This window comes from Pseudoalteromonas sp. bablab_jr010, from assembly GCF_016464105.1.
GTDB lineage: Bacteria > Pseudomonadota > Gammaproteobacteria > Enterobacterales > Alteromonadaceae > Pseudoalteromonas > Pseudoalteromonas simplex.
Genome location: NZ_JACDWV010000170.1, coordinates 1 through 14781, shown reverse-complemented (window position 1 = coordinate 14781; position 14781 = coordinate 1). Strand labels below are relative to the sequence as shown.

At 37.9% G+C, this 14781-nt stretch carries 9 protein-coding genes and 1 pseudogene; all 10 read right to left on the bottom strand.

The annotated features are described in order from the left end of the window. Positions 1-374: 374 nt before the first annotated feature. Positions 375-797: pseudogene (locus JIG37_RS22750) on the bottom strand (class I tRNA ligase family protein). 474 nt (positions 798-1271) lie between these two features. Further along, the gene (locus tag JIG37_RS17910; RefSeq protein WP_199529989.1) at positions 1272-1958 is read right to left on the bottom strand and encodes a DUF4400 domain-containing protein; all 687 of its coding nucleotides are present in this window, start codon (positions 1956-1958) and stop codon (positions 1272-1274) included. Continuing rightward, complete coding sequence (locus JIG37_RS17905) at positions 1955-2488, bottom strand: hypothetical protein (protein WP_199529988.1); 534 nt, start codon at positions 2486-2488, stop codon at positions 1955-1957. Before JIG37_RS17905 ends, JIG37_RS17910 begins: the two co-directional genes overlap by 4 nt. 50 nt (positions 2489-2538) lie before the next feature. Beyond that, positions 2539-4560, bottom strand: coding sequence for a type IV secretion system DNA-binding domain-containing protein (locus tag JIG37_RS17900; RefSeq protein WP_199529987.1), 2022 nt, complete (start codon positions 4558-4560; stop codon positions 2539-2541). Further along, on the bottom strand, positions 4544-6787 hold the full coding sequence (mobH, locus tag JIG37_RS17895; protein WP_199529986.1) for a MobH family relaxase: 2244 nt from the start codon (positions 6785-6787) through the stop codon (positions 4544-4546). The genes JIG37_RS17900 and mobH overlap by 17 nt, the downstream gene beginning before the upstream one ends. 42 nt (positions 6788-6829) lie before the next feature. Then, positions 6830-7573, bottom strand: a complete 744-nt coding sequence (locus tag JIG37_RS17890; protein WP_036973909.1) for a hypothetical protein — start codon at positions 7571-7573, stop codon at positions 6830-6832. Beyond that, the gene (gene mobI, locus JIG37_RS17885; protein WP_199529985.1) at positions 7563-8054 is read right to left on the bottom strand and encodes a conjugative transfer protein MobI(A/C); all 492 of its coding nucleotides are present in this window, start codon (positions 8052-8054) and stop codon (positions 7563-7565) included. The genes JIG37_RS17890 and mobI overlap by 11 nt, the downstream gene beginning before the upstream one ends. A gap of 2556 nt (positions 8055-10610) precedes the next feature. Further along, complete coding sequence (locus JIG37_RS17880) at positions 10611-11426, bottom strand: tetratricopeptide repeat protein (protein WP_199529984.1); 816 nt, start codon at positions 11424-11426, stop codon at positions 10611-10613. 142 nt (positions 11427-11568) lie between these two features. After that, a complete protein-coding gene (locus tag JIG37_RS17875) occupies positions 11569-12525 on the bottom strand; it encodes a hypothetical protein (protein WP_199529983.1) in 957 nt (318 codons plus the stop codon). 675 nt (positions 12526-13200) lie between these two features. Beyond that, entirely contained in the window at positions 13201-14016 is an 816-nt protein-coding gene (locus tag JIG37_RS17870) for a reverse transcriptase family protein (protein ID WP_199529982.1), read from the bottom strand. Between the last annotated feature and the right edge of the window lie 765 nt (positions 14017-14781).

Here is a 14781-nt window from a genome sequence, read left to right as displayed (position 1 = left end):
TATTGATTTGCGTTGATAAAATTATAAATTCAAGCTTCGTGTAACTAAAGCGCTTTGCAAGGTAACATGAGTAATTTCTAGTAAATAACAATAATAGTCTTTTCGCTTAATTAAACAAATCTCCTCCACCTATTAAGAGTAAGTTTGTAGCAACTGCTACTACCTAAAACCAATACATTAAGACAATTTGTAGACATCTTATAAGTCATAATCGCCATATAGGTTTGATAGTGTCTGTAAATGAAACCAATTTTTCTGTATATAATGGAGGGGATTGTTGATGGTTGTTCTTCAACATCAATTACTAGTCGTTTGTGTACTGGACAGGTATTGTTATTGATCAGCTCACGTTCTGGATAATATTGTTCACATGCTTAGCAGTAGTTACCTGAATAGTGCCCTAGATATATATCATTTTGTTTTTGTAGAGTTTTCCATAAATCCTGAATATGCGCTTTGTGATCTTCAGATGTTGTACGTATAAAAACATCAGGCTTTATCCATAACTGTGGCCACAATATTTGAAAAGACTCCGAGGTCTCATCTACAAATTCTTGTATGGGTTGTTGTCGAGATAGAGCTGTGTTCGCGATTATCTACTCATGTTCATCAGTCCCTGTTATTAGTTTACTTTCAACTCCCAACAACAAAGAGAATCGGTTAAATATATCAGCGATAATTCCTGAATATGCATGCCCTAAATGTGGTTCCCCATTGGCATAAAAAATAGGGGGCGTTATAAAAGGTTTCTTGCTTGATACTGAGGAAAGAGTGTTAATTAATTGATTTAAGCTCATAATATAATCTCTTTAGATACCATCACAGTGGTCGAAAGGAGATCTTAATATCTGCTTAGTAACATCACCTTTCCAACAATATGTTCTGGAATGGTGATGCAGTGAATGAATAATTTAGAATACGCAACCCATCCCTCCCAGCATTCGCTGAGAAGGCATGTTCATCATGAAATTTTTTATAGAAAAATGAGTCATTGATTGTACTTTTTAGTGTTCACTTGCCCAAATTATCAGACTTTTTTTAACAGGCAACAGTTTCTTAGGCAAAATCATATATATGAGGGGTTATAGCTCCAACAAGAAACTTCTGCGTTATAGTTGTGTTGCTTTGGTATCTGTTAAACAGCTGTTGAAGTTTCGCTTTAATCAGCGAGGGCGATGAAAAACTTCGCTGCTTAGAATACACCAGTAACACTAACTAAGCTGTTACATGCTCCGTTATATACAGGCTCCTTTAGAGTCCCACCCTTAGTTCTAAATATGCTTTTGCAGTGTTGCTATGTATCTAGATGTTAGGAATGATGCAAATAATAAAGCAATAAAAGGTATGTATGCCCCAGCTGTGGGGTAAAAGTTGGGTAGGGCGAAATAGACAATAATACCTACTAAAATACCTTTGATTAGTTTCTTAATAACTAACATACGAGTCTTAGTTTTGTTACCGAATGTATAAGCCCTAATTCTCCAGCTATAAAGACCAATAACTAGTTGAGCAAGTGCGAAAGGCACTAAAATATAAAGCCAAATCATTAAAAGGTTTGCTCTGTGTAAGATTTGGTATGTAAGCGTTTGTATGTTGTTTGTTACTCTTTTAACTAAAGGCAAAAGCTTTGCTGTTAGCCTGGCTAAAGGGTTTTTATCGTCTGTATCTCGATTTACCTTGTCCAAGAAATACTGCTTAAATCCTGACCTTACAATGATTGTGTTGTAGTGCCTATGCGATGCATCAGTAAGGTTAAGCCAGTTTTTTTCACCGATGGCCTTGTAGCTCGCTTTAACTTCATTTTCTAGCATTTTGTTAAAGCTGGTGGGGTTTAAAGCAAGAACCTGTGCTGCCAACGCAAATAGAATAAAGATGAATAACTTTGAGTATTCTTTTTTTCTATTTTGCTCTCCAGACTTATCCTTATACAGGTCTTCGCTGTCATTCTCATAAATCATGACGAAAACGCCTCCTTAAATGTAAGGGTTTTACTTTCATCGAAATTAGGAATGCCGAAATAGAACAGGTGTGAACGCTTCACAATCTTGCTCATTAGAAAGTGCTGTATCATCAATAATGATTCTTGATTTAACTCTTTTTCAATCAAGTTTGGTTTAGCGCGTATTGCTGAGTTCTTGTGCGTGATTAGAAACTGGCTGATTGTCTCTAAGAGTGGGTCCCATACTGCAATACACGAGCCTGAACCCCCTGTGTAGACCATAACATCGAGTACTGCTGTAAGTTCACTTGTAACCGTGAAGAGAAAGGCTTTAAAAAACTCTGCTCGGCTCAGATGTGAATTATGTACAAGAGAGTGCTGACCAGCTTTGTTAATGATGTGATTAAATAGATCTACATCTTGTTGAGGATGCTTCAATTCATCCCCAATAAAATCTAACAAATATCGAAGTGTTTCTTCCACAGCAGGTGCTTTCTTGTAGATGACCGAGTATATGTGCTTGTTATCTTCTGAAAGTGAATTATTCACATTGCTTTTTTTGTAGCATCTACTTTGGATTTTATATATTTTTTCTCTGCTCATCGTTTTATTACCGGTACTTTAGCTTTGATTGTTCTGCCGTCAGCAAGTCGTGCTACATATTGTAAAATAGGTAGCGAACCAAGTAGGCTTTCGTTAAATGCTTTGTCGTTTTGTTGTGTAAGCCTCTCAGCGTATGAAGAACCAAAGTCAGTCATGTCATTTGTGTTCCCTGAACTTTGACCTAAAGTGATTTGTTGGCTGGTTATTGGCACTTCACCAAATTGGCTGGAAGCATATTCTTGAGTTGATGTGTCGTTTGCTCTCATAGAGAAGAAGTTGTTGCACAGACCTAATACACGGTTTGCAGTAGCTGGGTCTGTTTTAGCTTCAATATCAGCTTTAGTTTGGGTTGCAATAAACATTTGCATGAATGCTGCACGACCTTGGGCTAATAAATTCAAAAGGGCATCATTCCCAGCAATCGCTGCATGTACTTCATCCACAAACACCGCTACTCGACGGCCTCTCCCTTCTGAGAAGTTGTATCGTGAACCTGCTACAGCAGCAATGTCAGCTAAAACAAGTTTGCTCAAATAACCAGCTGTCTTTGTGTCGCTGAGAGAATCAAGCGCCATGTAAAGTAGTCCTCCATTTTCAACGATGTCTGAAGTGTCTACATAACGACTGTCTTTCTCTCTTATTTTCCCTGATTTCTTTGATACACCTTCAATGTGATTTGATGTGTAATCTATACTTTCACTTTCAGCTGTATCGTATCTAGTATCCTCATCACGCGCATCTAAGCTTTCTGCTATCGCCTCTTCTGGTGATATAAGCTCATCCATAGGTGTAGATGTAAGGACGCTAAAAATAGGAAGTAAATTAGCTGTCATCTTTTGCATATGCTCGGCGTTGTGCGTAAGCAACTGAATTATGCCATCCACTTCTGGTGATTGATGTTGTTGAGATATAACTTGTTGATAGTAATTTAGCATTTGCTCTAAACGAGTTTTCCCGAAAGAGCTCATTTTGGCGCTAAGCTGAGTCTCCCAATCTTCCCCTAAGCATTTAGCGTAGTGTCTTTCAAGGCACTTTTGAGTTAAGGCGGTTTTGCCCGTTGTCACATAACGAGCAATCGATTTGATTTGGGGTTGTATGCCCGCATAAAGCATCGCGTTAACTGTTGAGTTTATGACGTTCCAGTTGAATCGAATGAAGCTATCTTCTTTACCCGACTCAACCATAATGGATGCGATACGTTCAGCTATCTCAGTCGGTCTATTCCAGTTTTTAATCGGATCTATTGTGCAAGATGTAGATGGTTTAGAAGGGTGAAAGTAGTGGAAGTGCTCGCCCTTACCAAAATGTTCCATTTCCGCTTGTAGGGCTTTGCGCCACGATGAGTCGTTTTTTGGGTCTAATACAATGACGGTATAGCCTTTGTGGATCATCGCGAGGCTAAGCAAAATGAACATTGTTGTTTTACCGGTACCAACATTGCCCATAATCATAGAGTGGCCAAAGAACGTTTCAGCATCTACGTATTGCCTTTCGGCATCCCCGACACCATCAATCCATGGCTTACCGCCAAGCTTTAACGTTTCTTTACGCCATTTTTTAACAAATGGTTTAAGAAATAGTGGAAGCTTCACTTCTTGTTTGTCAGAGTATAATCCTTGTATTTGATATGAACGATTTGCATGCTCCACGCCCCATTCAAATCCATTTCCAATGAATATCTTGTTATTTCCCTTCTTTTTGTTGTTTGGATTTAGGATATTCTCTTTAGCCATGTGCTCTTGACGTATTGCTTTTATATCCTCGAATTCAATCTTGTTGAAGAAGATTTTGCACTGGCGTTTGACTAGTGGAATTGCCTTTAGAGTGTAGTGTCCACATTGAGCGGTGAGTATTGTAGTGATTCCAAAACCCACCATACCGATATGGCCTTCACTCTCAATAACGCTTGAAGTAAAGGTTACAACACCAGCGGCTAAAGAGGCGTAAGCCTTATTTAACTCATATACAGGGCGGTATAAATTTTCGTGGAATAATGGGTTACTACGTTCCTGCGTCATGTTTCACCTTAATATGTATGTCATTCTTATCTTGTACGATTGAACTCGACAAGATATTTGTTTCGCTGGCTTTGCTGTTTGTGACGGCATTAACAAGAGTTTTCTTATCTCTTATAGGTGCAATTAAAAAGCCGTCTCTTAACTCAACTTTTTCGTGAATAATGTTTCCAAATAATAATTCAGCAGTCTTAAGGGTTAAGCCAATAGCAAGCAGAGATTCAATATCTAACTTTGCTTTCTGAGATGTATTATCAGCCGCGGTTACATCTGAAGTATCCTGATTTTCATTTGATTTCGGCTTTTTTTTAGCTTTTTGGTTTTGACTTGATTCAAGCGACTTCGCTTTAACGTATTTACGCTTATTGATGATGAAGTAACGAATTAATGCTGGTGGCTTTCTTTCGATAAGCCCCGCTTTTTCAAGTTCGTTTTCTAGATTGTCGTCAAGGTTGTCTTTCCATTTATCATCAACAAGGTAGTAGTTTTGACCATCGATTAAAATCGGCTCTAAGGTCTTTATGAACTCAATGGCTTTGGACGTTGAAGTCACCTTAATACCACTCTTTGGTTTTGGGGCTGCTTTTTTAAGTGTTGTTTCGTTATGTTGCTTTTCCGGTACCTTTGCGCTTTGTTGGTTGGTTGGAGCAAATAGCTCACCATTAGTGTTCCTTGGTTTTTCCTTTTTAGGTTTATCTTTGTTCGGGTTATCCTTTTGAGCTGCTTTTGCCTTTTCATATGGATTGTTAGGCTTAATGGGCTCTTCCGCAGTAGCTTCTCCTTTGGCTTTACTGGTATTAGGCTTGCCGTTTTTTTGCGGACTCTTTGTTGCCGAATGCTCAACTTTCATTTCTAGAGAATCACTATTAGCTTTTAAGTGAGCCGCAGCCTCATGAGCAATAACATTTTCTTCGCTTATGTATCGGTAACCCTCACTTGAGTAGATGACTGCGTTTAGCCCCATGTCGAGTTTTAATAGGCCGTAACGGTTTGGTGGAATAACTTCACCTTTAAGCAAAAATAAAGGCCACTCCAGACGAATAACGCCAATACCGCCCTTAAGATTTTTACTGATGAGCAAATCAATACCCTCAGACAGGTTAGTAACAGTTTCAAAAAAGAGCGCGTAATCAGTTTTTTCTTGCTTACGAAGAATGCCCCTATCCATCATTTTTTCACGCAAAAGACTTGGGTTGTTAGGAACGGTTGGATCTGATTGATGCATTTCCTTTGCTAACTCATTGAAGCATTCAGGCCACCGAAGGTATATCTCGTTATCAATAGCTATAGCTTTACCTTCTGTTAGCCATACTTTGGCTTTATCTTGCATTAGCTTGAGGATTTTTTCGTGTAACGCTGACTTCCTTGCGCCAAGGTCGTTGTCCCAAGTTGTTTGAATGTCTTTGGCAGTTGAAACATAGTCTGCTGAGCGAACCGCTCTTTGTAAGTAGCCATCTATACCTTGATAGTTTGCAAGGGTGGTGCTTATGTCTTCAAGTAAGTTGCCAGGGCATGTGCCTATGTACCTCTTTGCATCAGGAGTGAGGATTTGTTGAAATATGGGTTGTGGAGAAACTTCATGCCCCTTATGGATTCTGTCTTTTCTCCATCTAATGCCAACTTTTGTTATTTTGTTTTTTTCTTTCCAACTAACAAGGTCCTCTATAATTGGAATCCAGATATTATTTGGATTGCTTTTATCGTAAATATCCATATCAGTTTGCATCTTCCCTGCATCGTGCACTAAGCCGCAAAGCCATGCGGCGTACTGATATCTTTTTGTTCTTTGTCTCTCGATGTCTAGAGGGAATTCTTGAGGGAGGAATTGAGACTTTGCTTGCCTTAATGCCAAATCAGCTACTTGTAAACTATGTTCAATTAAGCCGAACTCTTTAGCATGGTGATAACCCTCAGAAGCTGGAAGGTTGCCACAATATCTAGCGTAGTTTTTAATCGTATCTATAAATAGACCCTGAAAGGTTAGGTTCTCTTTTTCCCAATCATGGCAATTTCCAAAACAGTAGCGAGTTTGAGCAATTAAATATTTATTATCATCAATGATCTGATTAACTAACTCTGGGCTATTCGAACTATCAAGATCTACATTGCACTTCTTTGCGTCATCTCTCATCAAGCGAGCGGCATTTTCACTTTGAACGATTAGATACTTTTTCTGAACTTTAAAAAAAAGCTTAATTAAAATAGTAAAAGGAATAAGTAAAAGCTTCATATTTCTCTCTGGAAAAATTAGGCGGTTTCCCGCCTAGTCATTTTAAGCTGCGTTAACTTTTGAGTTGCTTGACTGTTCGGTTTCGCTCTTAGAGTCTGCAGTAGGGCTATCCAATGAAGTGGATTTTGAGTCAGTCTTTTTTTCTTTGTTTTTAATTGAAGCTTTGGCTTTAATTTCTTCGTTTTGTTTTAAAATAAGACTGTCATCTACATACAATTCTAGACCACCTCGAATTAACGAAATTAGTTGGGTGGATTTAAATCGACCCCCACTTCTGTCTTTACCAGGTGATGTAGCGTTGCTAATTTTTGCTACTAATTTTCGTAATAGACCAATCGCTCTATTGCTGTTTTCATGACGACCTAAATCTGTAACAAAACCGGTTAACCAAAGATTTTCTAATTCTGCTATTTCATTATCTAAAGTTTGAATTAAATTTAGTAACTTCCAAGTGACTGGATAGCAAACTGGTACGCTTGATTCATAAGAGCTTGGTGTCATAACTTCTGGTGATTCTTCTAAACCGGCATTTTCCATAAATGCTTCTTTTTGTTTTTGTATACTTTCGATTTCTTGGTTAAACCAATCAGCAAGCTCTGACTCCCAAGCGCTTACTTTCGAATAGAGCTCATTTTCTGTAGTGGTTAACATTAATAATGAACCAATGCGTTCATAAATATTTAATGTCCGGTCACCTTCGTTTTTCCAAAAGTTATGAATGGTGTGTGATTTGAACTGGATATTAGTAACAAATGTTTTATGGATTAGTTGGTCATTATTGATCATGATTTTCTTCCTCAGCTGGAGCGGTAAATAGTGTTTTAGAAAGTTTGCAGATCTGCTTTTTCAAACTAACTCTGGATGAATGCAAAACTTCAAGTGACTCCCTTAATGGAGCAAGTTGCATTTCAGTTTCCCAATTAATTTTTGCGTGGCCATCCTCGCAATTTTTACTCAGTTGTTTTTCGGTATATCCTTTTTTTGTTGGTGGAATTTCTTTCCCCCAATGCCTATTAATTTTCTTGATAGGTGAGTACTCATGAGAAACCCAAGTGATGTAAAATTTTTCAGAGTTTTTTCGCTGCCTAACTTTTACTTGTAATGTCGATTTTTTAAAATCGCCCGACTCACCATGAATTTGATCTAAAAGAACTCTCCTTTTTTTGTGTTGATCACAAATATCTTGCGCGCTTTCTACAATTGTTTTTTCAGCATCTTCGATCGCCTCTAAAACTAATTTCAGCACTTGTATTTTTGTAGACAGCATCTTTAACTCCGAACTTTAATTGAGACTTAATTATGCTTTGCAAAAAGATAGCTAAAGTCGAATTTTCAAACGTATATTCAAAAAAATTAGCCAAAGCACGTTTTTAAGTGTGGCGAACCGAAAGTTGAAGTGAACTAAACCTCAAGGGTGTAACTGGGAAATAAATCTAGAGCAATAAAAAGGCTTGCTCTATTTAGACGCAAATAAAAGTTTTCTGCGTTGCGAAACTGCCAAGGAACACTGTGAAGGGGGATTGTTTTTTGCATCATATATACGCAAAAACTTGTCATTGAATGACATTTGTTAAATTAACTTTTTTCTGCATCATAACTACGCAGAAAAACCGTATTTATAAATTGGGGAGCTATTGTGGCAGGTTTAACATGTAGCCAAACCAACTGTAAATGTTGAATGGTTGCATCACAATTTATGCAACAGAATAACTGTGAACGTTAAGTCACCTTGTTTTAAACGGTTCTAAAGAAGGTAGTTCAGGAAAGAAATATCATTTACGGTTACTGCAATAAATTGAAATTTTGCATCATATATGTAGCAAACTAACTTATATTACTTGAAATCTAAAAGTTGAGAGCTTTGATGCTTACATCATCAATCTACTCTACGTCTCTTTTGTGTGTTGATTTATTTACTTAGAAAAACCCAGCCTTAGCTAACTGAGGGGTTACTCATATTTTTATGAGCATGTGGCTATAGGCAGCGTTGGTGTCATGATTAGCAATTTTAGATTTTATAGAATGTGAAGGGTCATACCTAAAAACTAGAACTTGAATAACCCTCTTTTAAAGTTAAGTGCTCACAATCCGTAAAGTGGATAGTGTTAGCCAGTAAAAGATAACAATCACTTTCCGCAAAGCGGTTAAATTGTTCGCTATATGTTTAACTCATCCTTCATATGCATTTTATGAGTTGTAAGTTCTCTGAAGCTTCAGGTAAGCTCATTTAAAGTCCGCCATATGAACCATAGTAAACTTAAGCTTATTCCTCTTAAAGGATGTCGTTGCTGTTTGGTTAATTCCGCATTATGGAAAAACAGTTTCCAGTATTCTTCCGTATAATGAACTGAGGCTTTGTCTGGTGGTATTTTCAGAACAATAGCGCAATAAGTAATATTGTTAGTTTTGACCAAAATATATCACTCGATGACAAATCCGCATCATGGAGTCTGTAAGGTATGGGTGTCTTCCATAATACGGAAAACAATGTTGATACATTTCCATTCACTTGGATTAGTAATTTAGTAGGGGAGGTGAGCAAATGGTCTATGAATTGAACGGAGCATACTCCGCAAAGCGGACGTGCATTCTAACCAGAATACTGCTTTTGCTTTCAAGCTCAAAATGAAATTAAGGCAACACATCTAACAGTCTAAAGAATAAAACAAATGTGATTACACTCCACACTACGGACAGTTGATTAGCATTAGCATTCCGCTTGGCGGATTAAATTTGATGTATTCAGCTTCCGTATTTTGGAAGGATTCAACTGATTACAAATTATGATATTCCATCGACAACAATGAATTTGGAAATATATCATCTTTAACCACCAGCTTAATGAAGTCCATTAAATGGATTTCGTCACACGAATTTACACTTCGAATAACGGACTCACGATGCAACCGCATGCGTCCGAAGAATGAACAACATATAGTCCGTATAAAGGAGCTCCTTAGCTTTGAAGTTAATGTCTTGTTTGCTTTTCGGTGAAGTTTCTTTGCCCGACTTCTGAATTAAGCTTATAGCTAAAAGTTCAAATGTATTTACCAGTAGGTGGATTAGATGACTTGTTAAAGCATTCCGGTATTAGGATTCAATTGATTTGGTTACAGGCCAAATACCGGAATGAGTGATTGAATATGTAAAATGAAATGGGGCATCTAATTTAAACGTCTTAGTTGGTGGTTTTTAGGTGTTTTTGAAAATTTGAAACAGAATATCTGAATTATCATAAGTTACTTGGTATCCGTAATATGGCATCTCTCCCTCCTAGTCAGCTCCGCTTTGCGAACTTGACCTATTTAGGCACCTATCCGCAACCCGAACCATTCTAGGTGGGGGCGGCTTACTTGAATTGTGAGGCATTTGTTTTTAAATTAAATATTAAGTCCTCTGGAGTGATTACATTTACTGGGTAATTGCTTTCTAACTTCTTAAGGTTTTCATGATAAAAGATAGATATTTGACCAGCACTACTGGCTCTGTCATAAGTACAGAAGGAATCAATACCATAACCATAACTGTAGGAGAGGAATAAGTTTCATGACTAAACAGTCAAAAAACCCTGCTGGAACCGTTTATGATTAAACATGACAAAAAATAAAGAAATACATACTAAAAGCTACTCTCAAGTCTAAATCGAGCTACAACTGAATATTATAGTATCGTACTCGTTGTAACTCACTTCAGGACAAAGAAATGAGTTAGAGTATTTGTTCTGTAACAATAAACTAAGCGGAAAAATACAGTTTGGCTAAAATTAGCGAGGAACGAACAAAACCCTGCTGTAGTTTTTCCGTTTAAGCGCATTGTTCAGTTGCTAGTACTCTACTTTTTGCAAACGACGCTGAGCCGTGTCTTTGTAGAAACTATCAGTATCACCTGCTTTAGTAATAATGGTATTCAGCCACAAACGAGTATTTTCCCAGTCCTTTTTATTCCAATAAGCTTGTGCTATTTGATAGCGGAAAGCTTGTAACGTAGAAGCTTTTGGAAATTGCGTTTCAAGCTCCTTAAAAGCTTTTAGAACCTGTGGCATGTATGTGGCAAAATCTTTTTCAACACCAAATTTAGAACCATACTGGCCGCGCTCTTTCCAACCCAAAAGAGTCCTTATTTTCTCTTCGTAAGCGATTCTTGCTGCTTTGCTATTTGGGAATTCAGTAATCGTTTTATCATACCATTTGTTAGCTGTTTCTACTTTCGGAATCCAACTAGAGTCAATTGTAAAACGACTATCTTTATCTGATGACCAAAAATCCGCATGTTTTAAATAAGAAGCAGCGATTGCATTATCTACAGACTCTTTAGCACTTTCGCCTACTATTTCAGATAACTGCTCAATTTTACTTTTAACTAATTTAGCTTCATTTGAAGAAGGGTATTTAAGAGAGAGTTGAGTCCATGTTTTTAAGGCTTGTGTGACTTGATTATTTTCAAAGGAAACTCTACCTAATTCATAGTAAGCTTTAGCTTTGTTGGAGTCTGATGTTTTACTGAATATAATATCAATTAACTCAATTTTAGCCTGATCTTTCAAACCATGTTCAGATAAAGTCTTTGCCTTTTCTAGGGACGCCGCATAGGAGCTTGTAATAACAAGCGATAAACTTAAAGCGATAATTGTTTTTTTCATGATTCTTCCTTGGTTTAGATTGATACTGAATATAAATTGCAACTTAACGCCTCATTAAGAAGCAAGAATTTGTTTCGAATTAGATACAAAGGAGCAAAAAGCTAATGTTTTTTGTCCTTTTAAACGGCTTGTTGGCAGTACTTTACTCTGCCATTACTTTTGCCCACATGTGTGCACAGTACCCGCAAACATCATCATCTGAAATTTCTTCTGGTGGAATGCTAGCACCACACCTTGAGCATTCATGCGTTGCTGAATCACCACAAGCAACACATACCCCTTCATGAAAAAGATAGCTGCCATCAAAACAGGATGGGCAATCTATAACAGGAGTATCGCCACCGTCTTTATAGGATAGGTATACATCATCAGCAAAATAATCGTTAATGGCTTTATTTACTATTTTTTCATAGTGAAACTCGCTGTCGCACGAGCGACATTTAAATGAAGTTTGCAAAGCTTGACCTGTATCAGATGTTGATTCTAATAATCCAGAACCGCACTCGACACAGTTATATGCCTGTAAAGCATGCAAAATTTCATTACTGAAATAGTCTAATTTTTCTAATGAAGCGTCACATTCCTGTTTTTCTTTTTCGTAAACTTCGTTTACATCGACTAATATTTTCCAATAATCTTCGCCTAATAACTCTCTCGGGTCCTCTTCGAGTTCATCAACTATAAAGTCACGAATAATTATAAAAGAATCAGAAATAAGTTGTTGAACGGATTCGTTATTCATCGTGCTGTAATAATGTTCAATATCATTACGGTATTTATTAATTCTTTCTAACCTTTTCCACTCTACAGTTATCCCGAGTGACTCAAATCGATCCTTAATATTTTGAACATCAACAGTTTTTTTGCCTTTGCCAATCCAGTTTACAGCTCCTGTTGCATCGAATGCGGGTAGTACTCTTTGTTTGATTAAAGCTTCATCGGAATCCTCAGGGCTAAGTTCGCAAAGTCTGTGCTTAAATAAGAGCAATATTCCTGCAAATATATTTCTAGTCGAAGATACTATTCTTCGTTCGTCTGTAGATTCAAAATCTTCTAAGCCAATAGCAATAGAATCAATCGCATTTTTCAGTATACTCATAGACTTCCTTGTACTGTTAACATTTTAGTATTTATGCGACACATAATTTATGTCGCATAATCGCTTGTCGGTCTGAGCCGCTAACTGCTCGGTGTGTCAGAGTTGGTGTTGTTTATGCTATGGGATCTTGTTTTTTAGGGCCTAAGCGAAATCAAACCAACGTTACTGGCGTGTCTATCGTATCTAAGCTATCCCTGCGTTACTCAGTCATTATTATGATTCCATTACACCTAAGTTTGGCTAGATAAGCAACTATATTTTTCCACGCGCAATGGTTAATAGCCTGAGCAGTTGAACAGGTTAACTCATTGATTTTATATAGCAAGCAAGGTTGCTAATCTGAATTCATCAAACCAATAAATTATAAGATACCCACCTTGTATGACTGGACAAGGGCAATGTGTTTTTAATTGTTTTAACTCTGCCTTCGGCTTCATCGCTTTGAATGGGGTGATGTTTATGCCTTTATTAACGCTAACTTTCGGTTGCGAAACGCATTAGCTAAAAAGGCGTAGTGTCTAATGTGCAAAACCTTTAGGTGATGTATCTACACCCGTGATTTACAGCAAGATGTAAATATTGCTGTAAGCCTGTTAAGTAATATCTCCTAACTCATCTTTGGGAAATTAAATTTATAACCCACCTATGAACAGAGCTAGTTGGCTAACAGACTCTTCATAATTTCTCCAACCTTAATAAATGCCGAAAGATTGATTCGTAACGTCTGCTAACCTGAGAGGCGGAACTTAACATCCCGAGAAGCTTCGCCTTGTTTTCAGGTTTTAGGCTTCCTTCGATGTACTCGACGTATAACTCGTGGATCGCTTCATGGTGCTTATTTTGGACCTGTAAGCCTTTATCGTTAATTGCGACGCCTGTCACTAGCTTGGTCTTTTCCGGAGGGCGAGAAAACTCTTTATGATACTGATAACCGTAACCGTGTATTAGCTTCTTAACCTCCCATATAAAAGCCCCTGAGACAGTCTTTCCTGAAAACGTTAAGTCATCCACATAGACCGTAAAGGTTATCTGATTAGTAGCGGACAACTCGCCTATTTTTTCGAACATCGGCAAAGACGAAAAGAACGCTAAGATCTGACTTAAAGGACTCCCCGTCGGGATATGGCCATTAACACACGCTAGATTTGTAACTATTTTTGATACATCAGGTGAGCAGAATAAACAGGACCTGAAAAACTGATAGACGGCTTCTCGTTTCGTTGACAGGTAATATTTCTTAATATCGAGTTTGACCAGCGCGGAGCCTTCTTCGTGGGCCATGGCATTCGTTATATGAGATTTTTTCTTGACTCCTGAATGCAGGTATTCAGGAGTTTCAATTCGCTGTAAGAGGTTAAATAGCCTCTTGTGGAGCTGCTCTAAGGTTGGCTTCGGGACTTGGACTTCTCGGCTTTTACCATTCTTTTGAATAGTGAATATTCGGAAGTTATTTTCGTTTTCGGATAAGCTCCGTAAGGCTTTAAGGTCCATACCGAGTAACTCGGCTAGCTTCTTTTTTGCCTGTAATCTATATAAGGGCGATTGTTCTTTGGGATAACGGTTCCGTGTTCTCAGTTTTTATTCCTCCAACGATATAGTTATCTAGAGGTCCCGAGCCATCACCCTCGACGAGCCACTCCAAAAAGTTGCCTATCGGGTCCTCAACCCATCTATAAAATCTATAGAAAGCCAAGAGTTTAGTAAGCCATTTACATGGCTTGACTAGATGTTTAACGACTTTACGTCGCTTTATTCGGGTCTGTTCTTCTTTGCTTGGGTCGTCTGTATTAGACATAACTTTATCCTCATGGTTACCGGGGCGATTGCCACCGTCTCACTCGTAACTTAAGGACGGGAGAAAAGAACAGTTTTTATCCTCCAGATTCCAAGACCGTTCGTTTCTCACCGAACGGCCTGCACGTCATTCATTGATACATGTCATACGAGTAATACGGCGACACGAAGAACGGATAAGCGCGCAAAGGGTTAGGGTTTTATCCCTTCGGAAACTAACGCTTCCCAATAGTATGAGATTATTCCCGCTTTCCAAGTAACATCATTATGGGGGGCGTTTGTTTATTAATCAATACAAGGGTGTTAAATTTCTCTAACTCATTTTTGGACAAAATGTATGGTACGCCCCGTTTTGCAAGTTAATAACTAAAAATAACGGAGATGGTTTGCGCTAATGTATTCAGAGTCTATTAGAGACTAACATTAGTCCCAGCTCTACGATGAGATCTGCGCCAGATTGTC